Raw genomic sequence first — 25,004 nt, 5'->3', positions numbered from 1 at the left:
GGTGAGCCGATATCCCTCGGGAGCCGCTCCTTTCGCACCGTCGACCAATGCCTGGTCAGTGACACCGGGTTGCTGATCGAAGGCGGATACAGGTGTGGCGAATCTCCGGCAGCCCCAACCAGGTTGAGGTCGGAACGCGTCGGCCAAGGTCCAGTCGTTGCGGTGGTAGACCGTCTCGTAGTACGGTTCTCCTGAGATCACGACTTGTCCTTGGACTCATTTCCCGATTGATTCTTCCCCTCGTCATGCTCGTGACGCAGGAAGGCTAACTCGAGCGCGAGCGCCGCATGGGTTCCGGGGTCCTTCATCTGCACTTCGAAATACCCCATCCGCTCGCGCTTCTCTGCTGGCAGCGCAGCGATGGCGCGCCGGCGAATGGCAAGTGCATCCGCAAGCCGGCCAAGAGCGTCTTCGCAAGGTGCATCGCTTCCGGTGCATGCCATTTCACCCAACTCGGTGGCGAGCACGTTGAGCGCGGTGCCCTCCAGGTCATCCAGCAGCGCGCTGCTCGCCACCGGCCGCCTGGCTCGGTGGATGAGCCAACGCCGAATCTCCCGCTGGAGAACGCTGTACGTGATGGGTTCGACCTTCAGGCCCGTGGCCCTCTCTGCCTGGTACTTGCATTCGTCCCAGTCGGGCTCGATGGGCGCGACGTCGTCGGGGACCATGACGAATCCCTCTGGTACGTCCTGCCCAGTTGCAGCAACGGAGTCCGTCGCGGGGACGTCGTCCTCTGCGCTGCCCGACGCCGGACGCTGAGCTACCTCACGGCAGTCGGTCGCCACTTCAGCCGGTAGGGCGAGCAAGGCGCGGGCAAATGGGACGGGGCCTGTCGTGTGCCCGTTCGCCTCGCTCGGGGTGCTGCACGCGTCCCAGAGCGCCATGATGCGCTCGTTCGTGAGGTCCGCGCGTTCGCGTGCTACGCGAGCGGCGGCTAGGGCTCGCTCCAACGAGCGCGACAGCCAGCGAATACGATCCTTTACGCCCGTCATCCAAGCGGCCGGCAAGTGTTGACCCGGCTTCGGATCTCGCATTTCCGCCAGCGTCAAGCGCTGGTCGTAGTTCAGGAACGCACCCGTTGCCAGCTCGTCGTCGGTCAACGCGCCGAGCGTCAGCGTCGCGCGCTCACCGTCATAGTGCCTCGCGTGGGGGTCAGCCTCGCCGTTGGCGTGCCAATGCGACGAGGGCGTGCCGAGCTCAGCCGCCCCCGCCAACTCGCAATCTGCTTCGGTGACCGTGCCCGCCGCAGCGAGCACGTCGCGCCACTGCCAGCCCTCCTGATCGGTGACGTCCTGCATTTCGCGGTTCATCACGAGCGGAACAAGTGCGTAGCCCTTGGGCACATCGGCACGATCTATCGCCGTCGCTGCAGACCGCGCCGCGGCGGCACGAGCGAACTGGATGAGCCTTGCCATGGCTTCCACGGGCAGCTTGCCTGGCTGGCACTTCCCGTTCGCCACTTCCATAATGGCAGTTTCGACCTCGCCGGCGGACAGCAACGCCTGCTCTCCGCTCACGGGTCCGGTGGTGATGGCGTTCATGCTGCTTCACTTTCTGGGTTGTTTGCGCTGATGAAGGCAGCGGATTGGTCTACGCCACTGCGCGGCAGATCCTGGAAGTCGATCGTTGTGCGTTGAATGGACTCGAGCTCGGCGAGTGGCCATGGAATATCGCTGTGTCGGCTTCTGTGCTGCGCCATCGCATCGGCAGACCCGAAGCGGCGAGCGAGGTCCAGGCGCGCTGTGTATCCGCCGCCTTCCTTCCACCACATCGGAAATCTTCCGTCGTCGGCACGAGCGTCCTGAAGCAGATACACGTCGCCGATGCCAGAAGACGTCCGCGGAACTCGCATTCGCTGCACGCGCACGGCGAACCGCTGCAACTCCCCCAACGCCATCGACACGTGCATTCCCGAAAGTTGACCCACACGCGTCTGGAGCACGCCACCGCAGGCCACTGCCAGCGCCATCAAGTCGCCCGTGATGGCATGTCCGACTGCCTCGGCGCCGATACCGCATTGGACGTCCATGCCCAGAATCAGCGCGATGTCCACTTCAAGATTCGCGCCCTTGCTCTTGCTCCATCCAGGCAGTAGGTGGATCGCTCCGCAAGTGACGATTCGGCTGATGTCCCAGCGCAGGTAATCCGCCCACCCAGCGCCCGTGACATGCCCATGCTCTGCAGGGTTTTCCACATGCCAGCCGGCCGCTCGCAGCTCCTCCGCCTTCGCGTTGAATGCTGGAAAGTTGAACTCCGGCAGACCGGTCATCGGACCGGCGATGTAGACGCGCCGCGCGCGGTCCGCACGAAGGTGCACGATTCGCTGGACCTGTTCGATCGGCGCGTCCTGGACGGACCGCCGACTCAGAAGATCTGCGCTTCTACGTACGGCCTCGCCGTTCGAAAGCCCAAGCCGATCAGCCAGCTCGGCAGCGCCGGCACGTGACGCACTCGATGGCTCAACCCAGACGCGCCCGGTGTCGCCGGCGAGCTGCGCTGCAAGCAGGCGTTTCAGCTCATGCAACACCAGGAACACCGACTCTCCCTCGGCCGGCGTCAACAACTCGCCGTCCGCGCGAATCCACCATGCATCGAGCTCGGCGATGGATTGGGCCAACGCCTTCGGCTCGACCGGATTCAACTGTGCCGGTGCTATGGCACTCGGTGCAGCGGCGGGAGCTGCCAGCTGCGCGACAGCGGCCCCCGCTAGCAGCTTCCTCAAGGCATCGGGGCCCAGCTTGAAGACGTAATCGCCCGCCATGCCTGCCGTGGCGCCTTCCTGCCATGAGTCTCCGCCTGCCGCTTCGACCATGGCGGCCAGCTGCTCGTTGGTCAGGCACACGTTTGGGCGTGGTTCAAGGATGCGCTCAGTCATGGACGGCTCCAGCTGCCATGGGGATTTCGGGGAAGGCGTGCAGCATCACCCAGCGGCCATCCTTGCCCCACTGGTCGACGGCACACCCGTCATAGAACTTGATACTTTCCATGACCACGGCGTTCAACGTGCCGCCGGCGCAGTGCTCGGTCGGCCTCTTGCTCACAAGCGCGAGGGCTGCGTGGCCGGTGGATGTCACCCAGGCGTAGACGCCCTTTCGATCTGGCACGCCCGACGCACCTTCCTTCTCGCCGAGCGCCTCATCACCTTCAGCGCGGGGCTCGATTCCGAGCTCGATCTCGCACATGAGCTCGGCCTTGAGCGTCGCGGTGTTCATCGCCGACCCTGCCCGCGCGTCGCCGTAGACCGTCACCGCCCGCTCGATGCGTTCCAGCACCGCCCACCGCTCTTCGACCGCCTTTCGGGAGGTGGCGGCAGGAAGGGAGTGAATCAGTGCCATGCCTTCATCCGGATACTCCTGATCCCAGGCATGCAATCCGAAGCTCTTTTCCTTGTCTTCGTCCTCGGACGGACCAATGTAGAGCACGATGTTGCTGGGCTCCTCGCTTGTGCCGAGTGCCGTGCGAAGGTCGTTGCAGGATGTCTCGCTCAGTTGCATGGTGAGGTGCTTGCCGGGCGTCATGCCCTCACTCGGGGACTTCGCAGCCAGGTCCTCGACGATTGCAAGGAGGTATTCCCAAGCGTACGAGTGCGACCCGGTGATCGGCAGATCCAGCGCGGTGGCGACCTTGTCACGGGCCTGCCGGTCCGTGTACACCAGGCCAGGACTCGGGTCAGGTCCTGCAGCAACGAACACTGACCCCGGTGCCTCGGGCCACTCTCTACGGATCGTGTCCCAGTCCCCATGCTGCCAGGCGCGCAGGAACTCCGGCCCTTCCGTGGTCTGCAAAGAGAACTCGATCGCGGCAACCGCTGCACTCTGTCCAACGTCCCGCGGCGCTGCTACGTCGAAGGCATTGCTCCGGTCCTTCGGCAGCGCCGAAACCCCAAGACCTGCGATTGCCTCGCGGTGCTGCAAGATCCGTGAGTAGAGATGGCTGCGGTGACTGTTCGTCGGCAACCCCGAAAGCATGCCTTGAAGCTCAGAAAGTTCGATGTCCGTCAGCTGCCCGGATGCGTCCTCGGCGCATTCAGTCGCCTCCGGGCCGGTGCTGGAGATTGCCGCTTGCGCGCCGCGGCGCGCGCCTGCTGCCGCCGCCCCCAATGTACGAGCGTGCACCATAGTCATGGTGTACATCTCTTGGCTCCCGGGGGTCGGCATACCGCGCAGAGCGAGGACATAGCCGGGAAGTTCTTTCAATCGTTCCTCGATCCACTGCGATGGCCCGGCAAACGCCGTCCCGAGTGCGCGCGATGAGTCGAACATCAGCTTCTCAAGCCGATTGAGGTCGAGCAGGTCGGCCGGCGCGACGGCCCGCCCCGAATCTTCCAGGAACACAACCATCGGTAGAAGCGCGTCAAGGATCGCGACCGCGCGTTGCCAACGCGGGGCGCCACTCAACTCCGGCTCCTGCCAGAGGTTGTCTTTGAGCTGCTGAATGTCCTCTTGCACGAGCGCAGAGGTGCGGATGTCGTCCGTGGTGCCGGTCATTTCGATTTCCAGTTCGTTCTTCGTTTCGTTCACGAGGCCTGCCCGTCAGCAGGCTGTCCGCCAACCCAGCAATCGCGCCCGCGCGGGCAACGAACGGCACCGTCAACGACGTTGTGTTCGCACTCCTGGCAGGTGGTGATCGCGGCGCGCGCGCGGCGCGCACCTTGCTGGCGCTCCGCATGCTTCATCGCCTTCGCTGCGAGCCCGGCTGCGCTGCGCGACTGATCGGCGGTGCGGTGGTGGATGTCGTCGACACACACCATGCGAGCCTTGTTCGTTGGGGGAGATAGCGGCTTCATCGCCATTCTTTCTTTGCGAGGAGAAATTCCTCCCCAACAAGGTACCATCGCGGCCGCCGTTCTGTAAGGTTCAACGGGTAGAAGTCAAACGCCGTTTCGAACGGGATGAACCACCCCGCCCGATCGGGCCCGGCACCCAGTCAAGACTGGGAGCGTGGGGCTTGCAATGAACGCCGTCGACGAGGATCGCGCCTCGAATGCCAAAGTCGACTTGCAGCTGCCGCGCGTGTCCATGATCGACACTGCCGGTGACTCGGCCAACGGCACCGCGGGCGAGCTCGTTGGGGCAGCTCAAGCGGATGCGCACCATGGCACCGACACCCGGCGCGCTCATGGCGAAGGGCTGGCGGGCTCGACGCCTTCTTGAACCACTGGGTCCACTGGCCATGGCGGCACGCTGTATGCGAGCCTGGTGCCCGCGGCCTGCGCCCACAGGCCGCTCCACGCGCGCTGCAGCTCCACCTCATCCACCCGGCTCAGCGCGTTGTCGACCAGTAGCTGCGTCAAGCCGAGCAACATCTCATCTGGACCGCTGAAACGCGAGCGACCGAGGAAAATGTCATCGATTTGGGGGGAAAGCGGACGCCGGCCGGTGCCGTTCGTCGCCATGCCAAGGCTACGCTCGCGCTGAAAGCGCTCGATGCTCGCCCGGCCGAGCTGGTCGACCCGTGCCAGCATCCAGCGCCCGTCGTGACGGCCGACACGGATCTCGGCTTTCGGGCCGGTCCGCGTGAGGTCCAAGGCGATCTCGTCGATCTCCCAGCCGGCAGTGGCCAGGGTCACCGCGAGGCGCGCGTACTCGGCGCGAACAATCGGGGGGATTCCAGCGGCGCCCGCCGCATGCAACCCCGTCACTTCGGATCTTCCCGCTGCGTTTCGCCGTCCGCCGAATTGTCGTCGCCTGGCGGCAGCCGGTCGGTCGCCGCCTTCTCACAAGCCTCTTCGGCCGCTACGGCTCGGTGGGCCGCAGCGTAATAGGAGGCGTCCGAGACATACGACAGTTCTCCGTAGCCGCTCACCGAGTAGCCGATCAGCTGAGCGAACTGCATCCTCTCCTGCGCCGTGAACTCCTGACAGGCCAGTTCGTTGAGGCCGAAGCCATGACGCTGCGAGTGCTCGAGCACTTTGTCCACCATCGCATTGGCCCTGAAACGAGCGACACCTTCGACCATGATCACCGGCTGCATCGGCATCGTCGCCGGCGCCGCCTGAAGCAGGGCTGGCGTGGCTCCCAGCAAGGATGCGACAACGGCCTGGGCATACCCCATGGCGTAGCTGTGGACGCCGAAACGGTCGTAAAGCTCACCCAGTTGCGCGTGCTTCACGACGAAGCCTGTGACAGGCATGAAGGGGACCATCCAGTCGCCGTCCTGCACCACCCGAGTCATGGCCGATGCCACGCGGTCAGCGGCATGGCTGCGCATCTGGTCGCCGGTGAACAAGTCGATTCCGCCCAGCTCGGCCTTTGCGCACAGGGTGTAGCCCCGATAGGCACTGTGCCAGCGTACGTGGAAGGTGGGATCAGGCAACGCGTGTCCATCTCGCTCGGCGTCGTCATCGCCATCCCCTTCGGGCACGGGCGGCGCCTTCCTTTGCGCCTGGAGGCCTCTCAGGGCCTCGATCGCCTCGCGCATGCGCTGGGCGTCCTCGGAAGCGAACTCGCTGCTGTAGTCGCGCTGATTGCGCAGATCATCCGCATGGGCCTGCAGGCGGTCGCGCGCGCGCTCGAGGGCATGCACGATCTGCTCGATGTCGGCGCCGGCTCCGTTCGTGGTGGGTTCAGTCATTTCCCAGTGCTTTCAGTTGTGGTTGTGCCGCCGCCAGCCGGCGGGTTCACTTCGGTCGTTTCTCGTTCCTTTGCGAACGCTTGCTCCCACGATCGGGCCTCTGCCATCAATGCGAGGCGGGCGAAGTCGGGCAGAAGCCCAAAGTCATGGCGCCGGCTCAGGCAGATGCTCGCGATCTCAGCGTCGGTGAATGGACGTGCCACTTGCGACCATGCGGGGCAGGCCTCAGCGAGCGGTGGGGTGGCTCCGATGGTGCGTAGCGCAGGGAGCGGGCCGTCCGGCTCGGACAGTGCGTCAAGTAACCGCACGGCAGCGCCGATCGATCCAGATGCGCCGCCATCTCGCGAGGCGAAGCCCACGATGGCCAGGGCCAGGTTCGCGCGCAGTTGTGGCCAGCTCACAGTAGGCACGGTGCAGGCCGCGCTCACGATGCGCTCCCGGAGGCCTTGCCCCTCGCGGCCTCGCGGCGCTCGTACACGCGCCCGACAAGGACACCGAAGCCCAGGCCGAGGAGGAAGCAGGCGCAGCCAATGAAGCTCATGATGCTGTGCCTCCATCGAGCGCTGCAATAGAAGCGCGCAGAGCGGCCATCGCCTTGAGCACCGTGCTCTGGCTGGCGGCTTCCGGACCGTCCCCGTGCTTCGGATCGACAGGGCCCGTCAGCATGCTTTCGACTAGCGCCGTGAACTCGCTGGCCTGCGCCAACGCTGCCCGCATCGCAGCGCGCTCGACTTTTCGCCGCTCGAAGCCTCGCAGGAGAGCACTGTTCTCGACCGTGGCGGTCCCGATCGACGATCGGTGCCGGCCTTCGGACTCCACGGCCACGGGCCGAGACGTGTACTTCATGTTCATGGGGCTCTCCCTGGGAATCCGCGTCTCTTGCGCCTCGGCAAGCAGAGGGTCAGAAATCGCGCCTTCACTTCTTCGCTTCCAAGATGTGCAATCGACGATCGCTCACGGCATGCACCTATCGATCCACACCTGGCGCGCACCCGGCCACACAGCACCGTCCATGACCTTGCATACGGTGTCATAGGGGATGTTCATCCGATGCGCGATGGTCGGGCAGGCCTCTGATTCGGCACAGAACCGGCGGAGCACCTCCATGGCCTGGGCGTGCGTGACACCTTCTTGCAGCACGGGCATGTTCGCAGCGGGGAATGCGAACACAGTCATTGGCGCGCGCCATCAGTCCCGTCGGACCGAGCCACAAGAATCGCCTCGGCATCAGCAACCATGCGAATGAAGGCATCGCGCTCGTGCTGCTGCAGCTGAGCGCCAGTCAATTCCGAAAAGCCATCGTGGAACACGCGGCCCGTCAACGTCACGCTGCCGTCGATCGTGGTGCGCCGGTTCGGTGTATTGCCGTTCATCTCACGACCTGTCTTGTTGCTGATCGCCACGGCTCGAACGCTCCATTCGGAGAACGACGGTTCCCCCCGGGGGTCGACCATCACACTCGGCGCTCCAACGATGCGAAACGTCGATGCACCGCGGGCATTGCCCGAGCCGACCCGCACGATCCACAGGCAGCGCGGCTGCTTGCCGGAGCGGTCGTGAATGTCGATGACAACGCCCGCGTGAAGCCAAGCCGACAACGTGCGTACGAAGAGAGGCTCCAGCGCTTTGCGCGTCTCGGCCCATGCGGCGTGGGTGGTGTCGTGCTCTTCGAGCGCGCCGAGCACCTGGTCCTCGAGCGGCCCGATGGCAGGCTCATCAAAGAGGCGCGCGGCGTCGCAGGCGTTCTGGTCGATCATGGCTCGCTATTCACTTCACGTTGACGAAGGGCATCGGCGACCCGGCGGCCACGTATTGCGGCAGTTTCCCGTCCCACTTGCTGATCGCCTGCAGCTGGACGTATCCCGCACCACCCGACTTCTCGATGGCGGCCGACTGGATGGCGATCGCCTTGGCCTCGCCCTCGGCCTGCGCGATCCGCTGCTCAGCTTCGAACTTCGTGCGCTTGAGGTTGTTCTCGGCGGTCGCGGCCTTCTGGTTCGCCGTCACCTTCTCCTCGATCGCTGCGTCGAACGACTTGCTGAAGCCGAAGTTCACCAGGGCAACGTTCTGCACAGTCAGGTGGTACTGGCGCATGCGCTGCTGCAGGTTGCGAGTGATCTCGACGCTCACCTCCTGGCGCTTGGTGATGAGCTCTTCGGCGGTGTACAGCGCCACCACGGCTTTGAAGGTCTCGTAGGTGGCCGGCTCCATGAGCAGCTGTGCGTAGGTGAGTGTCGGGTTACTCACGTACAGGTCGCGCGCCCTCGACGCATCGACCACAAAGTTCACCATCAGGTCTGCATGCACGCTCTGCAGGTCCTTCGATCCCGCTTCGCTGCCCTTCGCATCCACGCGCTGCTGTCCCAGGTAGATGTCGCGTGTGCGGCTCCATGGTGCGATGAAGTGCGCGCCTTCCGTGAGGAGGTCGGGGCCGATCTTCCCGAAGGTGGTGACCACCGCGACGTTCGAGGGAGGCACGGTCGTGAACGCGCTCGCCGCGATCGCGAGCACCGACGCCAGCATCGCGATGATGGAACCGGTGCGCAGGACCGTGCGCACCCGGTCACCGCCATCGGCCAAGTAGAGCGAAGACAGAAGCACGACCAGCGCGGCGACGAAAAGAACAATTGCGAATGCGAACAACATGCTGAATGGCTTTCTACGTTGTGAGTTGGAGTACCTTCGACAAGGTACAGGTCGCGCGTGTCTTTCGTAAGGTTGAATTCATGCACGATCGGCGGTGCTTCGATATCGCCGCACCAGCTCGCTCCCCGGGCACGGGATGCCCTTCTCGTAGAAGTTGCGCCACAGGCCCGTGTAATAGCCGATGTCGCCGCACAGGCTGCAGCGGAACCTGCCAATGTCCAGATCCAGCATGGTGCTTTCACCGCCAACTGCGACCAGCTGCGCCTCGGTATCTCCGTAGGGCGATACCTCGACGTCCTGCATCTCGTAGCGCACCGGTGTGCGATGGGCGCAGGGTGGCTCTGGCGGCGCCGCGCGCTGCTGCGAGCTCACCGGCGGTGCGGACACCAGAGCGCCCAACGGCGCGAGTGTCATCAACACCTGCGCATCAACCGGCACGGTGTGCCCCCGGCGCCGCGCGCTGGTCCACCGCAGCCTGGACTTGCGCGAGGTCGTCGCTCGCCACACGCGGCCGGCCGACACCTTCGACGGTCGCCCATGCGCCGCGTCCCTCGAGTCGGCGATCGTGCAGGATGACCTCGTCGCGGTAGATCCAGCGGCCAGGGTCGCCAAGCACGCCTTCCATGCGGTTCACGCCGGCGCGCACGGACAGGTCGCTGGGTGACCGCTGCGGAACGGGTGGCGCTGCGTCTGCGAAAAGATCGAGGTTCATGTCGTCGCCACCGGCACGACCTCTCCGGTCATGACGTCGACCACTTCACGCCCGGCCGCCACGAGCTCGAGCGCGCGCTCGGCCGTCATGAACGTGGCTGCGGGCGCAGCTGGGTCGCTTCCGGCTTCGACCTGATAGCCGTAGCGCAAGACGTAGCGGCCCGCACCGTGTTCGGCGAAGTCCGACATGGGCCAGCAGCCACATCCAAGGCGCCACCCCCAGTTGCGCGAGCCGCATGCGGCGCACTCACTGGTCTGGCACACGAAGCCGATGATCTCGCCCGCCGCGAGACGGCGCTTTGCGCAGCCGGACTTGTAGGCCATGGGCTCCCCGCTCTCGGGCATTGGCTGACCGGCCAGGCCTGCTTGCAGGTTCGTGTCCCAACGCAACTGCGCCGCCTCCATCGCGACAGTGTTCGCCGGGCTGCCCCAGCTGCTCTCCGGCGGGAAGGTCATGATGGCTCCGAGACGCGCTCGGCTCCGCTGGCATCAGGTGTGCGGCCGCCTCGCACGGCCAGCAACGACTCCACGTAGCCGACCAGCCCTGCGCGGTTCTCTTGCAGGTTGCTGGTCAGTGCGCCGAACCGGTGGCCGGGCGTCGAGTCGATGTGGTACGCCGACTGGCACGCGCTGGCCCAGTCCAGGAGCTCGGTGCGCTCGGCCTTGCTCAGCCGCCTCGCGGTGCTGGCACCCGGACACCACGCGTCGAGCTGCTCGCACAGCGTGTCGATCGGGCTGGTGTGGCCCAACTGATGCAGGCTCCGGGTCGCCTGCAGCTCCCGCACCAGGTGGGCCGGGCCGACCAGCGCCAGCAGCACCTGCCGCAGCGCGTTCACGTCCACGGGGATCAGTTCCTTCACGGTGCCTGCCGCTCTGATGGTCGGGTCAGCCACGGGGAGCCTCCTGTTCGGTTTCCTCGGCGCCCTCTTCCGCCTGCGGGCGCCCGGAGAGGCCTCGCGTGCTGGACTCCAGGGTGAAGCAGCGCTTCTTCCCACGGAACACCTGGGGCTTGGGCTTGACGTCCGCGGTACGGGGCAGCGATGCAGCGATCAAGCGGTCCCAGTTCGCCCGCGTGTTGTCGACCACCGGACCCTCGATGTCGTAGAACGGGCACATCTGGCCATTCCTGAGTTTGAAGAACGGCGTCGGCGTGCGCAGCGCCATCACCGCATCGAAAGGAACCGCGATGCAATCCAGGCCGTCGTTGAGCCGACTCTTGCTCACCTGCTCGGCGGTGTAGGTGCCGACGCGTCCATCGGCCAGTGCGAGGATGTAGCCGCGCCCCTCTGGGCCCCAGAAGCTGATGTGCGCGTGCTCTCGACTGGTGTGCTTGACGCTCGCGATGACGAATAGTTGCTCGCTTGCGGCGGCCGCACCGCCATCACCGATGCTGCTCTCAGCCACGGTTGCTCTCCGAGCTGCTCATGACCTCGTCCGCGGCGTCTTCCGGCGCGTCCCAGTCGAAGCCGCCTTCCTGACCCGCTTGCAGGGTAGCCGCGGCCTTGGCCACGGCATTGGCGCCGGGCCGCGACCAGCCCGCGCGCTCCATGACCCGAGAGGCGTAGCGCGTCTGCCACTCCTCGCGGGTGAGTGCCCCCAATGGCTCGGGAGTCGTGGATGCGTTCATTCGATTCAGTACAGTGCTCACTACGTCTCTCCCTAGATGCGGGTCCTATGAATTCGCAAGGATCGAGCGCGCCGTATCGACGCCTCGGTCTCCTTACGCAAATGATCTGGAAGCCGAGTCACGTTGGCTTCGTCGCGGCAGGCGGCGGCAGGATGCGCATTTCCTGATCTCCACCACAGTGCTTGCACAGCGAGTGCTCCTTCGCGCATCCCATGCACAGCAGATCGGTGGCGGTGCTACCGTAGGTCTGCGGCGCGCCGCAGCATGCGCAGGGCTGGGTGGTCATTGCGGCGCCACCAATCCGGCCATGAATGCGGCCGGGGTAGAAGCAGGCCTTGCATTCGTATTTCTTCATGCGCTCTTCGCGCAGCGTGTCGCCGCCCACTGCGCAAGCCAGCTCGGCAATTTTCTTGACGCGCTCGCAGGCTCGCCTGGTAGCCCAGACCTGCGCATCGCGATCAAAGTTCGCGGGTTTGCGCTCCATCAGTTCTTCTCCTTCGAGACACTGGCGGCCTCATTGGGGTATGCGTGACGGAGAAGGAACTCGGTCTCGCCGAGCGCCCCCATCCAGTGATCTCCGGGCTCGTGCCGGATCAGCTCAGCCTTGCCGGGCTTGAGCCAGTAGTTGGTTTGCTTGGCCGGCTCGCCGATGTATTCCTTCTGGGTGGACATCATTCGGCTGTGCAGTACGCCGTACTTCACCAGGCGCCTGACGACGCGCGTCATCTTGCTGGTGAAGGCCTTGTTGTTCTGGACGCCCAGCCGCGCGGCTACCTCGCGCAGGAAGTCAGCGTCGTCGTCGTAGAAGCCCATCATCGAGAAGTCGTGGTACTTCCCTTCCGCGAACTCCAGCACAAGTGCGATGGCTATCTCGCGTTCGGACACGCTTCGGATCGGCCGCAGGATTCCCGCTGCTTCAGTGGCGATCATGCGGATCCAGGCAGGGCCTTCAAGGCCGTGCGAAGGGCATCGCTGCGCTCGAGCAGCGCGCGCCATTGCAGATCGTCCGCCGGGCGTTCGGAGGCCATGCTCTCGAGCTGCCCCGCCAACGAATTGACCGCGTCGACAAGTGCGCATCCGGCCGCGGGCTCGACATTGCGGGCAGTCTGCCCTCTCTCCGCATTCCCGATATCCCAGAACCGTTGAAGCCAATGACCCGTTGGAGGCGGACTGCTCGCCTGATATCCGAGGGCCAGAGCGCCTTCGATGGCGTCGCCAAAGAGCGCTTGCAAGCGCGGGTCGTCGAGAGGTCGCTGCGGGGAGTCGCCCACTTTCGCGCTCGGGACCGTTTCCGCCGCGACGGCGCGACTGGTGGCAGTGCTGATGCCACAGTCGACGCAGCCGTTGCTCGGCCCGTCCCATGCTTCGCCGTCCTCGTGCTCCATGCGGCCGCCGCATTCGGCGCACTGACCAATCAGGTCACTCAGCAGTGAGTGGATGACCTCCCCTTTCGCATAGCGCGTCGGCTGCGCGGTGCCACGCTGGTGCAACGCGAGGACATCCTCGTGTTCGCGCTCGATCCGCCAGCCCTCAGGCAGGACCGGCCCCGCCCCGGGGGGCGCAAGGTACACGTCAACTGGCGAATGCTCAGGCTGTAGGTCGGTGCCATCCAGAACTTCGACTTCCACATCCGGGTAGGTGTCAGTGGAGCGAATGTGCAGACGAGCCACCACCTTCGCAGGAATCACGGTCATGCCGTTCCGGTTCAAGACCGGGCCTCCCGCGGCGCCGTGCGGATGATCTCGTAGAGATCGAAGGCCCGGTTGCGCTCGGCGCCCACCGGGAGTGCGGCTGCTAGCGCATGCGCCGCTTTCTCGCACTCCCGGTGCTTGCGCTGGAAGTCGTCGCGCAAGTTCTTGAGCTCGACCACGCGCAGGTCTTCGAGCAGGGCTTTTTCATCCATGGACAACCTCCCCTCGTTCGACCGGTGCTTCGGCCGCCTCCGCCTGCGCACGGTTGGCGATATAGGCATCAGAGAACTGCGGGGTCGTGTCACGGCTGGTCATGGCCATCCACTCCCGGCACGCGGCCCAACCTTCGTCACCATGCACCGCGCGAACGGCTTTCGACCAGCGCGTGCGCTCCATGCAGTCGCGCAGCAGGCGCAGGGCGACACCCACGCGCGTGTTGTCGGCGCCGATCACCTGCAGGTGTTGACCCAGCTCGCGCGCCTCCTTGGTCTTGCTGCCGCAGCGCTGCTCGATCTCCGCGATCTGCGCTTGCGCAACCGCGAGTTCCTCGGCGTTCGATTCACGACGCATGAGCAATTCCTGCTCGGCTTCGAGATCGGGCATGTGCTTCACACGTTCAAGAAACTCGTCCATGCTTAAGGGCTTCATCGCCGTCCTTTCTATTGGCGCCAAATCGATCGGGCACATTGGGTACCAGGACAAAGTAGCATCGCGCCGGGTGTTTCGTAAGGTTGGAAATCGGCGCTCGTCGCCGCAGCGCGCCGACGCAAATGCTCATCCACGAGGCGCATCCTGACCCTCGGCGTCGTCGCTCTGGCCCGGCTCATCTGCCCCGTCCTGCGGTGGCACGACGCGCGCTCCGGCCTCACCAAAGGAGCCATTCACCTGCAGCTTCGCGTTGATGAAAAGCAGCTTCTGGGGATCGGCGAAGTGCGCACGCGGCCGGATGATCCGGAAGTAGCTGCTGACGCCGCCGCGCATCTGCTCGATGCCCCCCTCCACCGCTCCCCGCCAGCGGGAGTCCACAGGTGACTTGCGCGAGACGATGATGGTGTCCGCCAGTACATCGGCCACCCAGTCCTCCATGCCTCCCGAGGGCTCGGCCTGGAACACCTTGCCGTTGACCACCCGAAGCCCGCCGCCGGCGCCGTCACCCTGGGTCTGGTCCTTGGGCGCCACGCGCGGAATCTGCAGCAGCGCGCTGCGGATCGGATTGCCCACCTGAATCTCCACCACGATGTGGCCATGCAGCATCGTGGGATCTGCCACCCTGGCGGCCGCCCAGTCGGCGATGCTGTAGTTGCTGCCCGCGGGTAGATCGTCCTCGGGCCACGCTGCTGCCCTTGGATAACCCACTGGCACGCCGTTCGCGTCGTAGCTGGGATCCTCGAACAGCTTCGCGAAGTCCACGTTCTGGCCGTTGATCCGAGCCTGGTCGGCGGACAGCATCGCCGGCTTCAAGCCGAAGCCCATCGCGCCGCCTGCTGGGGCTGCTGGGGCGACGGGACTGGCGCCGGCACGCGGTCGATTCGCAGCCGTCCCTTTGAGGCTCGGGGATCCGGACGGAGCCGGTGGCTGGGCCTGTGGCACGTGGCCAAGCGTGCCAAACGAGGGCCGCGCCGCAGCAGGTGCAGCCGGCGCGTGTGCCGCGGGGCGGGCGAAACTCAGCACCTTCCCTGCTGCCGGCGGCGCGGACGCAGCCGTCGCTGATGCTGTGAATCCCCGTGGGAGAGCGGAAGGCCGCGGCGCCACTGGTGCCGGCGCCTGCGCAGGAGCCTCTGCCTGGCGCGCGTGCACGCCGGTCGGCACCTGCGAGTCCAGGTAGGAATCATCGAAGTCCGGCATGCCGGCGGGCTCCGCGTCGTCCGGCACGTCGTCGTATCGCAATGCACCTCCCCCGCCCGTCCAGTCCCCTGGCAGGTCGGCCGGGATCACGTTGATCGCAATCGCCTGCTTCGAGGTCTCTTGCGATGAGGCCGACGCCGCGGTGCAACCCAGATCCTGCGCGACGGGTGCCGGGGCCGAGCCCTGGTCCAGCTGCAGAAGATCGCCCTGCGGCGAGCCCTCTTTTGGTGCCTCAGGAACACCGGACAGCAGCGGTTCCTTCAACTGCGCCTTGCGCGCGCGGTTGAGGAGATCTCGCTTTGAGGCCTTGGGGCGCTGGGCGCCGGAGGCTGTCAATTCCCGTGATTCGATGGTTGCAGGCATGGAAATTCCGTTCGTTTTCGCATTCTCCCGTGGAATTACCTGTTCGCGGTGGAATTGCGGAACCAAAAGGCTTGGCGCCACGTTCAGATCCACGCTGCCCGAAGGATCAGGTGCAGCCGGTGCATCAGGCCCAGCAGGCAGGGCATCGGCCACGGGCCCGAGCTCGGCCCGGGTGGCCTCCAGTCGCTGTGAGATGCGCGCCAGCACCCCCTCGTAGACCGCCTTGCTCTTGGCTTCCTTTGCCTCTTCGTCGCTCAGGTCACAGATGGTGCCGGCTGCGGCCAGGGCCTCTTGCCTCAAGGAAGAGATCCATGCCCGAATGGCTCCCGGCTCATCGGGGCCGGTATACCCGCGGCGACGGAACGCCTGGAGGGAGGCAGAGCCTTTCTCTTCCTGTTGTTTCGCTTGCTGCACGCCGGGATGCGGCGGCTGCGCCACAGGTTCCAGGCTCGGGCTTGGTACGGGTGCGGCCGGGGTGGGCGGCGGCCTGGTTGTCCGCCGCATCTGGAGTGGAGCCTCCCCTTTCTTTCGAGCTTCCTTAAGCGCCAGGGCGGCGTCGTGTGTCTTGAAGAACCTGCGCAGCTGCTCGGGGTTCACGCCGTGGGCCTTGGCGATGTGCGCGTTGAGCTTCCTGGCGGGCACCGCGGGCTGGTTCTGCGCAGCAGAGGGCTCGCAGAGGTCGGCGCGCATCCGCAGCGCCGCCGCCTGCCAGGATTCGCGCACCTCTCTGCGTTGCGCCCGGCCCGGAACCTTGCTGTCCGCGCGGCAGCGCTTCTCGCTTGAGTCGATGATGGTGCGAAGGCCCTTCATCTCGTCGCCGGTGATCCCGAACAGGTTGATGAGGTAGTCGTTCGATGGTGTGTACTTGGGATCCCACAATCCGCCGCCGAAGCGAACGCGCTTGCCCGCCTCCGCCGCTTTCATCTTGGCCACGAGCGTGTCCAGCGCCCCTGACGAGCTGGGAGGCTCGAAGCCGCGCGGGCCCGGCACGCCTACGCCAGCGAATGCCGGCATCAGCATCTCGACCTCGCGAAGCACATTGCTCGAGCGCACCATGCGCGCCTGGGCGAGGAAGTTCACCATCCACAGCATGGCCAGGTCGCGTGAGCCCTCCTCTATCCCCGTGGCGCCTCGAGCTTCGGCGCGCCGAAGGAACAGGTCGCGCAGGTCCAGGAACCGGTGCCAGCCGAGCGTCACGCCCGACATCCCGTTCTTTCCTTCCGAGCGGGCCTGGGCCTCCAGATCGAGGTTGGGATGCAGGTCGCGCCCGAAGGCCTCCAGGAACTTCAGGTTGCCGCGCAGCTCAGGAGGCAGCGACGAATCCTCCCCCATGCCAGCCAGCGCTGCGTGGTGGCTTGGCTTGGCGCGCTCGCGCTTGGGCGCTGCGAGATTGAGGTCCAGTTGCGCCACGGCGACGCACAGGTCCTGGAAGCGATGACGCCTGGCGCTGTCCCAGACCACGCCGACCATCGACGGGTCCGCCCGCCGCGCTGACGCCGCCGCGTCGACCTTGCTGTTTCGGCTGCCGACGATGCGAAGCACTCGTGCCGAGTCGATCGCCGAGAAGTCGGCTCCGATGTCGCGGTACAGCGCGCTGAGCCCAGCCTGCAACATGCCCCAGGGCTTGAGATCCGAGTCGCTCACAGGCGCCTCGAGCAACCATTTCAGGTAGAGCCCGCGGCCCGAGCACACGATATGCGTCGGGGCGGGGACGCCGGCGAACCGGGCGCGCTCCACCAGCTTCTCCACCAACTCCGGCGTCGGCTCCAGGCCGAGCGTGTAGCAGTCGACATCGACCCAGGCGACCTGGAGCGCTCGAACGTTCGTCGCCTGCCTCGATCTGGCCGAAGCGTAGGTCGCGTTGCCGAGATAGATGTCGGCGGTGCGCGAGGCCTCCACGGCCCGTGTCACTTCCGCGAGCTGGCCCAGGTGGTAGATCTTCTGGCGCTTGCGCCCGTTGTCCAACGTGCGGAGGACGGCGAAGAAGCCACGCGCCGCGCGCGCGGTTGCGCTGATGCCCTCAACGCCCAGTGCACGCTCGGCCTCTGCCAAGCCGCCGATGAGCGTCCCTGGCAAGCACGCGCGCTCGCCGCCGTCGCAGAGGTCCTGCTCAAGCAGCAGGTCGTCGCTGAAAAGTGTTCCTGTCTCCTGCACTGTTCGCTGCAAAAACGAACGAGCGCTGGCCTTACCTGGGAATCTGATTCCCTCAACGCCACGGCTGTCGGGCCGTGGTCAACGCATGCCGGAGCCTCAGCGGACGGTTGAGCGCCCGAGTCCCGAGGAACGTGTGCTGAACGCGTCTTAGGACAAGCCTAGGACAAGGTTCGGACAAGTTGCATTTCATTGCACCGCGAAAGAGGATTTTTGCGGCAAATCAACACAGTTTTCGCATGACGGTCGACAGACGCGTTGACACTTGGACGAAGCTTCAACCATAATTGCCCCAACTTGTTGCTTTGACACTTTTTGTGTTCTTTGCATGGGGCAATTGGTTTTGTGGTGATGAGCTTCGACGTGGTCAACGCGTCGTCAATGTTCATGAACTTTAGAACCAACTCTCTCCTGGCATCGGATCCGGAAATACTCAAAAGCACTTCTCGGATACGGGACAGGTTCTGGGGTTCTTTGTGTCTCTCTGATCCACAGAATTTGTTCTCGACCGCGGCGAGCGTCTGGTTTCGACCGGTGCTCGCTTTTTTTTGCCCTTCTGTTTCATGGCTCGCCTGAAAGCAGGCGCACTCGAAACTCCCTTGACTCCGCCTCGCCCAGGCATTCGCCTGGACAGCCCTCCCCTCGTGCCGCATGCGCGAGCCACGCCAGGGAGAGAAAGGCGCCATCAGGATCCCGCTCGGGGCCTGCATCGGCGACTGAAACAACATTGTCACAACTTTAAAGACGGAAACCGGTGTTTCTTCGATTTTATTTTGCTTCGTGCAATGCTTCAGGCGCGAACGATTAATTTGTGACGCCGATCGCGCGAGAACATGCGCGCGCCTCAGGGCCGATCGACCGGTTGAGATTGCTCTTCGGGTTCTGCTTCAGCGGGCGCCGGCAGGACGAAGGGCACGCCATTCAAGGTCACCGAGTTGACGCTCTGGGCCGAGGCGCGCTTCAGGCCCTGAGGGATCAGCGCCAGGATGCGTCCGGCCGAGGCTTCGTCGGGCGAGAACACAGCGAACATGTTCACCTGGTTGTAGGTGACCACGTCGCCGGTGTCGCGATCGGAGGACACCAGGTGCAGCGCGCGATAGCCCTCGGAGTCCAGTGTGGCCGGCGCGCCGCTGGTGGTTGTTGTGACTGTGGGCGTCGCCGCGGTTTCCGTCGAGACGTCCTCCTCATCAGCCCCGTCGTCTTCTTCGAAGCCCGTGAAGACCTGGCGCACGGGCGTCGAGACCTGCACCGTGAAGGGCGTGCCGTTCTCGGCCATGATCCGCGTCACGACTTCATTGGACAGTCGTGCGTCGTTCTCCAGCGCGAAGCGCGTGACGGCAGACATATTGCCGCCCAGCAGCTCGTCGTAGAGCTCAGCCCAGCGCGTCGCACTCAGATGCGCCAGCGTTGCCTTGAAGCCCGCGGCGAGTTCCACCGGCACAGGGACCACGGTCACCGCTGGCAACGCACCGATTGCGGCCATCCCCTCGCTTTTCACGCCTGGCACGGCGCCGTCGATGAGCGACAGCAGGTAGATGGGCTTGAGCAACGGGTCGACGCGGAACTGTGCTCCCTGCATGCTTCCGAACACGCCTGCGAAGATCGCGCCGCCGCGGGACCCTTCGTTGCCAAGAACCGCGACCAGCTCGATCTCGCCTGTTGGCTCGTGAACGGCAGGGACTTGGCCGGCTTGCTGGTCGCCCGTCGAGATCTCGACGCTCGTGCTCGGCGCGGCCGGGGCGCGCGTCGGCGCCGCGGACTCACTCACCATCGGCGCGCCCTGCCCGTTCGGCGTCGCTGCCGCGGGGAGAGTGGCCGCCGGTGCTGCTGCTGCGGCCTGGGGCGGCCGACCGAAGCCGAAGCCCAGCGGGCGCGCCGTGGTAGTGGTCGAGGGGTTGGTCATGGCAAAGGTGCTCCAAAGGTGCGTGCGTGTTGACGCGGGGTGGTTGATCGAGATGGGTGATGCGGGGCGAGGGTCAGCCGCCGGCCGACGGCGCCTCTGGGGATTCGGCGGCTTCCTCCGCGTGCAGATCCCCGCTCGCGGGCGCGTTTAGCTGACTCTCCAACTGCGCGATGCGCGCCTGCTGGTCGAGCATGTGATGGAACATCGCCACCATCAGGCCGTCACCATCGCCGGACATGTCGCGCCACGGCTCACCGTTGCGCAGCGCAGTGAAGCTGAAGCGCCCCTTGCTCACGCCCAGTTGGACGGTGTACTTGCCGTCGCCGACGGTGATGGAGTCGATCGCATCCGCTCGAGGCGCGGGCTTTCCGTTGGCTTGCATCGTGTGTTCCTGGTCCTGCGCGGGAAGCGCTATCAGTTGATCGGGGGCATAGCTGTTCAGCTCCTCCAAGGAGCGAACTTCGTGGGGCTCGTCGCCCTGTTCGTGAAAGGCAAAGATGCGCTCGCCGTCACTCCATCGCGTGAGCGCGTCGATGCTGGATTGGATCTCCAGACCGCGCCGTTTGAGTTCCTGCGCCTGGTGTTCCTGGTGCGCGTACTCGGCTGCTGACGCGCGCACGTCAGCCTCGCGGCGCACCATCTCTGCGGCCATCCATTCTTCGTGGTCGGAACCCGCCCTGAGTTGAGCCCGCTTCACCTCGATCTGCGCGAAGAGCTCCTCGCGTCGCAGCTCGTTCTCGATGGCATGGGCGTGAATGACTGCCAGACGGTCTTCGAGAGCGAGCGCCTTCTCCAGCGCAGCCTCGCCGCCAGGCGACAGCTTGATCAGCAGCACGAAGCCGGTCGCGGCCTGGGCGTGCAACGAGATGGAGCTCACCTTGTCACCCTCGTGCAGCCCCACGAGATCCACATGGTGTCCCCGCGCGGTCGTTCCGTGCACGTCGACGCGCCCCGACCAGGCCGGGGGGATTGGGAAGCCGAAAGCCGAAACGCTGGCCCGGTGCAAAGCCTCGCGGGCCACTTCGCTTTGCGCTGGCTGCCTCGCCCGACGCACCTCGAGCAATGCCGCCGCGATCGCCTGATCTTCCGTGCTGATTGCAGGGGCTTGAATGGTCATGGGGTCTCCGATGGGAATGGGGTTCGGCCGGATGGGCATCAAGCCCGGGGCCGCTGGCGCGCGTTGCTCCGCAGTTCCATCGCCCGCATGCGCTCCGCCTGTAGAGTGGGTAGTTCCTTAAGCCACTGCTCGGTCTCGCCGTTGAGCCGGACCATGCCGCGGGCCCGGGTGATGCCGACGTAGAGCAGGTTCACTTCCTGTTCGGTCGCAATGGAGAGCACGCCGTTCTGGCAGATCTCCTCCTCGGCTTCGAACAGGAACTCGAAGTCGTCCCCGATGCGCACGCAGTCCCACTCCATGCCCTTCGCCTTGTGGGCCGTGGTCAACACGAGCTCGGCCTGCGTCGGGTCCTTCACTTCGTTGCGCACGACCTGGTCGATCAGGCCCGGAATCTTGTTCTCGTAGCGCTCGATGACGCGAATGAGCATGCGCGTCTCGGCGTCCCGGGAAGCCTCTCCATACTCAACGAACTCGCCCCACGAGCGAAAGCGCTTCATGAACGGTTGCTTCACCTTGAACAAGGTGCTCGCCCATAGGCTGTGCGCGTCGCGGATCAGGTCGAGGTTGTAGTTCTCAACGCCTCCGAGCCAGTGCACGCCGCGGCCACTGCGCGAGAAGGCCTCGTCGAACAGCCCCGCATTGGTGCGCGTGAGCAGTGTCGAGCGAGGCCCCCATCCTGTGTCGGTCCCCATGCCGATGATCTGGACCGATTCGCCCTTGAGGTTCTGCAGCAGCGTGTTGGCCAGGCCGGCCGTGCGCTCACCGAATCGCCAGGTGCGCGGCATGGAGACAACCCGCGAGCCGTCAAGCGCCCGCAGGTTCTGCATCGCGTTCGTCGCACCGTTGAAGGCGAAGATCGACTGGTGCCGGTCGCCCAGCGCCAGGAGTTTCGCGTGACCGAGCTGCGCGACCACGATCTGCTCGGTGAGCGGATTCGTATCCTGCGCCTCGTCCAGGATGATGTTGGGATAGTCGAGTCTGGGGTCCTGCAACGACCAGAGCTTCAGATAGGTGTTGTGCGTGAACGGGAGCTTCGAACCCGGAGCGATGATCTTGCGCCAGGCTGCCCTCGCCTGCTCGACCACGTACCCCTCTTCCTGGGGTGTCAATCCCCAGTCGCCGAGCGCTTGCGTGTGCGATTCATTGACGTCGCTGTCGATGCTCGAATAGAAGGCGTTGAGTGTCCTTCCGATACACGCGCCCATCCGGTTCTCGACCCCGAGGGCTTCAGCGATGTCACGCGGCCGCCAGGAGCTGACCAGGCGATCCTGATACTTGTGCCCCAGTGCCTTGTAGGCCAGGCCGTGAGATGTAGAGGCCTGCACGTTCGGGCCGAATCGGCGTTTGGCCTCCTCGGCGTTCGCCCGCCCGAAGCTCATGTAGAGGAAGCGTTCAGTGGGCCGCGCCGCCGCGTAGCCGATCGCTGTCGTTGTCTTACCCGCACCAGCGACCGCCTCCCCGATCACCACATGGTCGGTCGCAGCGATCAGCGCACGCTGACTCTCGTCGTACTGCACCGCAGGACGGGGGGCATCAAGGGGGGAAAGGGACGCCGCGGGAGCGGGATTGCCGCTCGGGTTCTGCACATTGAAGGAGAAGGTCCTGGCCCTCGCCGACTGCTCGAACTGCGCGCGCAGTAGGCGGGCACGCTCGACGGCACTCGGGCTTGCGGCTTCGGGCCGAGCGGAACCCGGGGGCGTCGACAGTGTGATGGCCATGAATCCCTCGCAACAAATGGCGCGACGGACTGCCGCATCCTGTTTACTTCGCAACGCACTATTAATACGCTGCAATTCAGCAACGATACAGCATCGAGCGAGTTATCCGCCAGATGTTTGGGCGCCGATCGCCTTTCCCCGGCGCCGTTTTCTGCGCCCGAAGGACCGCCCGGCATCTGGACCCCTGTTCCAGCCTGAAATCTTCCTCTGGAACCTGTTCCTTCGAGACTGGCCTTCTTGGGACTCTCCCCTGAAGACAAAGAAAATCAGTTGGTTTCGCTTCCTTGAGGCATCGGCGGCCCGAACACCTGGTGCGCTGGATCATTGGCGGCACCCTTTGGGGCCGCCCGGCACCTGGACACTGTCCCAGCCTGAAATCTCCCTTGGAAACCTGTTCCTTCAGCAATGCCTCTCTTGGGACTCTCCCGCTCAAGACAAAGCAACTTCGTTGGTTTCGGCTCCACAGGCCTGGGGCGCAACTTGAGAAAATGGCCTGCGGTATCTGAGAATATGCCCGAGCTATTTGAGAAAGTTGAGCGGCGTGGCGAGTACAACCGGGCACCGACATGAGCTCCCGCACCAGGTGTCGCTGGCCGCCTTGAACAGGCTGGGGCCGAGACGCCCCGCCCGATCAACTTGGCGCTCAGCGCCCACTATGCGGCGACGCCCAATCTAGGGGCATGGGGTAGTGCAGAAGGATGTACCCCGCCGACAGCGGCGCCGGGGCTTCCCAGATCAGGGTGCCTCCGGGGCCAGCCCTCCGTACGGGCGGCGCCGGAGGAAGCCGGCGCCGCATGTGTTCGATGTAGGCATGCACGTTTTCTAGCAGATCGGGTGTCATGTCGAGGCTCCTTCTTCGATTGGAAGGATTCATTGTTCGGACTCCGCGCGCAACGTCAGAGGTCGTTTTCCGAAACGAGCGGGCGGCCAGTTCACATCTGCGCGCCGCGTCTAAACGCGTAGGGGAAAAAGCTCCCGTTGGGCTCGCCGAACCGGCCAGTGATGTTTCGATTTCTGTTTCGCTACGAAACAATGAGCGAACTGACCCGAAAATTCGTGCCCACCCTATCGTTTCGCGCAATGTTCCGGTGCGAAACGATAGTCGAACGGATGGCTCCGCGGATCGCCGCGAGCGTCAGAGCTTGAGGCTTCCTGCCGGTAAGACTCCGGCAAGGCTGAATTCAAGCAGCTGCTCACTGTCAGGCTCTTCGTACGGCGGACGTGTCGCCAACCACCGGAAGAATGTGTGCTTGGCCGACCTCGAATCGATGCCTTCCTCCGCCCAGGCCCGCGCTATCGCGGCAAGCATCTTCGGCACCTCCTCGCTCTCGAACTGGGCGGTCAGGACGGCCTGACGAGGAGCATCCAGCGCCCGAAACGCCACTTCGGCCTCCTTTGCGAGCGCCCTCACCCATTCGGCGACCAAGTCCGCTTTCGACTTCTTCGTTGCCGGCCGCTTTGCTGCTGGAGATGGCGATGCGCCCTCGAGTTGGACCAAGGCCTGAGCCGCGCTGCCTACCGCCGTGCTCGTCGAATCCTTGCTCGACATGTCCTGCGCCGACGCGTACCCCTTCTTCAACGCGTCTCTGAAGTACGCCGGCGGGGATTCGATCTTAGGCAGCGCGCTGTTTCTCAGGCGCGCCTCAAGTGCTTCGGTGGTTCGGCGCAGCAGGCCTTCGTCATGTTGAATGCACAGCTGCCCCGCATCTTGTTCCTTGAAACCGAACGCCTGGATGCGCGCGAGCAGGTTGAGATCAAAGAAGTTGCGGGGCTCGTTGACGTTCAAGCTTCCCTGTGACTTTCGTAGCACCCGCATCTGCAACTCTTCCACTCGGCGACCGCGGCGGTGCTCGATCAGCTCCAGCGAAAACTCTCCCTGGATCTCGTCAACCTCGCGCAACGCGGGGGTGAGCACGTCGCGCTTGAAGTACCTGTACTCCATTTCTCGGTCCGAGCGGCCGGTCAGTGCCGTGACCCACCAGGCCACGTCCTCGCGGTTCGTGATGCCGGCCGGCGAAGTGAGGTACCGCATCCCGATTTCCGCGAGCACTGCGCCGGGAAGGGACCTAACGTTCTGGTTGAGGTCGACCATCATCCGTGTGTACAGCTTCGGGTCGAGCACATAGTCCCGCACGACGTCCGGAAAGCTCCAGTACAGGATCGTGGGATGGGGGGGGCCGGGGGACTTTATCTCGACGGAACCGAGGATCTGCGACGACCGCCAGTAGTTCGCACTGTGCTCGTCGGAATTCCATTCGATCAATGTCGTCTGCATCTCTCGGATGTAGTCCTTGAACAACTCCAGGCCGTTGCTGCCGTAATGGGCGGACGCGACAAGCTCACTCAAGGGCATCGAGAACGACCCTGTCTCCATGGGGCGACCCTTCGCCGCGTCTCGAAGTCTTTGCTGGTGCTGAAGTTGGGCGTGACTCACCAGCGACTGGTGAATCTTCCAGGTGACGAGTGTGATACGGCCCTTCTTCGCTCGCATGCCCACCATCTCGTTGGCCTTGCGGTACTGGCCATTCTCGGCGGTTAGTTGGCGTCGGCTTGATGCGCGCGAAACACCGGGCTTTTCAGGCTCGGTGGTGTTGTCGGGTGAATCGTTCGGTGAGTTGGCCACAGCCCGCATTGTCACGGATTCGCGGCGGTCTCTCAA

27 protein-coding genes are annotated in these 25,004 nt (G+C 64.9%); 1 reads left to right on the top strand and 26 read right to left on the bottom strand.

The features are described 5' to 3' along the window. Positions 1-197 precede the first annotated feature (197 nt). Genes ACWV14_RS37210 through ACWV14_RS37195 form a run of 4 tightly spaced genes read right to left on the bottom strand, consistent with a single transcriptional unit; the run spans position 198 to position 4,786 of the window. The gene (locus ACWV14_RS37210; protein ID WP_454909665.1) at positions 198-1,541 is read right to left on the bottom strand and encodes a hypothetical protein; all 1,344 of its coding nucleotides are present in this window, start codon (positions 1,539-1,541) and stop codon (positions 198-200) included. Next, the gene (locus tag ACWV14_RS37205; RefSeq protein WP_454909664.1) at positions 1,538-2,875 is read right to left on the bottom strand and encodes a DUF4406 domain-containing protein; all 1,338 of its coding nucleotides are present in this window, start codon (positions 2,873-2,875) and stop codon (positions 1,538-1,540) included. The genes ACWV14_RS37210 and ACWV14_RS37205 overlap by 4 nt, the downstream gene beginning before the upstream one ends. Next, a complete protein-coding gene (locus ACWV14_RS37200; protein ID WP_454909663.1) occupies positions 2,868-4,520 on the bottom strand; it encodes a hypothetical protein in 1,653 nt (550 codons plus the stop codon). The genes ACWV14_RS37205 and ACWV14_RS37200 overlap by 8 nt, the downstream gene beginning before the upstream one ends. Further along, positions 4,517-4,786, bottom strand: coding sequence for a hypothetical protein (locus ACWV14_RS37195; protein WP_454909662.1), 270 nt, complete (start codon positions 4,784-4,786; stop codon positions 4,517-4,519). Before ACWV14_RS37195 ends, ACWV14_RS37200 begins: the two co-directional genes overlap by 4 nt. Positions 4,787-4,952: 166 nt before the next feature. Between ACWV14_RS37195 and ACWV14_RS37190 the strand changes: the two genes are divergently transcribed. After that, positions 4,953-5,153 carry a hypothetical protein gene (locus tag ACWV14_RS37190; RefSeq protein ID WP_298705933.1) on the top strand — a complete coding sequence of 67 codons (201 nt, stop codon included), beginning with the start codon at positions 4,953-4,955 and terminating at the stop codon, positions 5,151-5,153. Here the strand turns inward: ACWV14_RS37190 and ACWV14_RS37185 are convergent. The 22 genes from ACWV14_RS37185 to ACWV14_RS37080 form a co-directional block, all read right to left on the bottom strand. Beyond that, complete coding sequence (locus ACWV14_RS37185; protein WP_454909661.1) at positions 5,117-5,569, bottom strand: hypothetical protein; 453 nt, start codon at positions 5,567-5,569, stop codon at positions 5,117-5,119. The two genes, ACWV14_RS37190 and ACWV14_RS37185, sit on opposite strands and share 37 nt — an antisense overlap. 68 nt (positions 5,570-5,637) lie before the next feature. After that, entirely contained in the window at positions 5,638-6,573 is a 936-nt protein-coding gene (locus ACWV14_RS37180; RefSeq protein ID WP_454909660.1) for a hypothetical protein, read from the bottom strand. A gap of 537 nt (positions 6,574-7,110) precedes the next feature. After that, positions 7,111-7,425 carry a hypothetical protein gene (locus ACWV14_RS37175; RefSeq protein ID WP_454909659.1) on the bottom strand — a complete coding sequence of 105 codons (315 nt, stop codon included), beginning with the start codon at positions 7,423-7,425 and terminating at the stop codon, positions 7,111-7,113. A gap of 102 nt (positions 7,426-7,527) precedes the next feature. After that, on the bottom strand, positions 7,528-7,749 hold the full coding sequence (locus ACWV14_RS37170) for a hypothetical protein (protein ID WP_454909658.1): 222 nt from the start codon (positions 7,747-7,749) through the stop codon (positions 7,528-7,530). After that, positions 7,746-8,330, bottom strand: a complete 585-nt coding sequence (locus ACWV14_RS37165) for a hypothetical protein (RefSeq protein ID WP_454909657.1) — start codon at positions 8,328-8,330, stop codon at positions 7,746-7,748. Before ACWV14_RS37165 ends, ACWV14_RS37170 begins: the two co-directional genes overlap by 4 nt. A 10-nt stretch (positions 8,331-8,340) precedes the next feature. Continuing rightward, entirely contained in the window at positions 8,341-9,219 is an 879-nt protein-coding gene (locus tag ACWV14_RS37160) for a prohibitin family protein (protein ID WP_298705916.1), read from the bottom strand. Between the two features lie 78 nt (positions 9,220-9,297). After that, the gene (locus tag ACWV14_RS37155; protein ID WP_454909656.1) at positions 9,298-9,639 is read right to left on the bottom strand and encodes a hypothetical protein; all 342 of its coding nucleotides are present in this window, start codon (positions 9,637-9,639) and stop codon (positions 9,298-9,300) included. Between the two features lie 7 nt (positions 9,640-9,646). Continuing rightward, positions 9,647-9,931, bottom strand: a complete 285-nt coding sequence (locus ACWV14_RS37150) for a hypothetical protein (protein ID WP_298705911.1) — start codon at positions 9,929-9,931, stop codon at positions 9,647-9,649. Continuing rightward, positions 9,928-10,386 (bottom strand): hypothetical protein, encoded by a 459-nt coding sequence (locus ACWV14_RS37145; protein WP_298705908.1) that lies wholly within the window; start codon positions 10,384-10,386, stop codon positions 9,928-9,930. The genes ACWV14_RS37150 and ACWV14_RS37145 overlap by 4 nt, the downstream gene beginning before the upstream one ends. Continuing rightward, positions 10,383-10,823, bottom strand: coding sequence for a hypothetical protein (locus ACWV14_RS37140; protein ID WP_454909655.1), 441 nt, complete (start codon positions 10,821-10,823; stop codon positions 10,383-10,385). The genes ACWV14_RS37145 and ACWV14_RS37140 overlap by 4 nt, the downstream gene beginning before the upstream one ends. Next, complete coding sequence (locus ACWV14_RS37135; RefSeq protein WP_454909654.1) at positions 10,816-11,334, bottom strand: hypothetical protein; 519 nt, start codon at positions 11,332-11,334, stop codon at positions 10,816-10,818. The genes ACWV14_RS37140 and ACWV14_RS37135 overlap by 8 nt, the downstream gene beginning before the upstream one ends. Beyond that, positions 11,327-11,557: a hypothetical protein gene (locus ACWV14_RS37130; protein WP_455342553.1), complete on the bottom strand. Its 231-nt coding sequence runs from the start codon at positions 11,555-11,557 to the stop codon at positions 11,327-11,329. The genes ACWV14_RS37135 and ACWV14_RS37130 overlap by 8 nt, the downstream gene beginning before the upstream one ends. Positions 11,558-11,675: 118 nt before the next feature. Continuing rightward, on the bottom strand, positions 11,676-12,041 hold the full coding sequence (locus tag ACWV14_RS37125; RefSeq protein ID WP_454909652.1) for a hypothetical protein: 366 nt from the start codon (positions 12,039-12,041) through the stop codon (positions 11,676-11,678). After that, positions 12,041-12,487, bottom strand: coding sequence for a hypothetical protein (locus ACWV14_RS37120; protein WP_298705891.1), 447 nt, complete (start codon positions 12,485-12,487; stop codon positions 12,041-12,043). Before ACWV14_RS37120 ends, ACWV14_RS37125 begins: the two co-directional genes overlap by 1 nt. Beyond that, complete coding sequence (locus tag ACWV14_RS37115) at positions 12,484-13,251, bottom strand: hypothetical protein (RefSeq protein ID WP_298705888.1); 768 nt, start codon at positions 13,249-13,251, stop codon at positions 12,484-12,486. Before ACWV14_RS37115 ends, ACWV14_RS37120 begins: the two co-directional genes overlap by 4 nt. A gap of 11 nt (positions 13,252-13,262) precedes the next feature. Then, positions 13,263-13,460, bottom strand: coding sequence for a hypothetical protein (locus tag ACWV14_RS37110; RefSeq protein ID WP_298705885.1), 198 nt, complete (start codon positions 13,458-13,460; stop codon positions 13,263-13,265). Beyond that, the gene (locus ACWV14_RS37105; RefSeq protein WP_454909651.1) at positions 13,453-13,881 is read right to left on the bottom strand and encodes a hypothetical protein; all 429 of its coding nucleotides are present in this window, start codon (positions 13,879-13,881) and stop codon (positions 13,453-13,455) included. The genes ACWV14_RS37110 and ACWV14_RS37105 overlap by 8 nt, the downstream gene beginning before the upstream one ends. 141 nt (positions 13,882-14,022) lie before the next feature. After that, positions 14,023-17,610: a hypothetical protein gene (locus ACWV14_RS37100; RefSeq protein ID WP_454909650.1), complete on the bottom strand. Its 3,588-nt coding sequence runs from the start codon at positions 17,608-17,610 to the stop codon at positions 14,023-14,025. A gap of 841 nt (positions 17,611-18,451) precedes the next feature. Then, entirely contained in the window at positions 18,452-19,510 is a 1,059-nt protein-coding gene (locus ACWV14_RS37095; RefSeq protein WP_454909649.1) for a hypothetical protein, read from the bottom strand. A gap of 73 nt (positions 19,511-19,583) precedes the next feature. Further along, on the bottom strand, positions 19,584-20,627 hold the full coding sequence (locus ACWV14_RS37090; RefSeq protein WP_298705873.1) for a hypothetical protein: 1,044 nt from the start codon (positions 20,625-20,627) through the stop codon (positions 19,584-19,586). Between the two features lie 38 nt (positions 20,628-20,665). After that, positions 20,666-22,345, bottom strand: coding sequence for a UvrD-helicase domain-containing protein (locus ACWV14_RS37085; RefSeq protein ID WP_298705871.1), 1,680 nt, complete (start codon positions 22,343-22,345; stop codon positions 20,666-20,668). Positions 22,346-23,480: 1,135 nt separating this feature from the next. After that, positions 23,481-25,004: hypothetical protein (locus ACWV14_RS37080; RefSeq protein WP_454909648.1), on the bottom strand; the 1,524-nt coding region annotated here is incomplete at its 5' end.

Source organism: Variovorax durovernensis, assembly GCF_977011995.1.
Note: the sequence above shows the minus strand (reverse complement) of the source record. Positions and strands in the feature narration are given on the sequence as shown.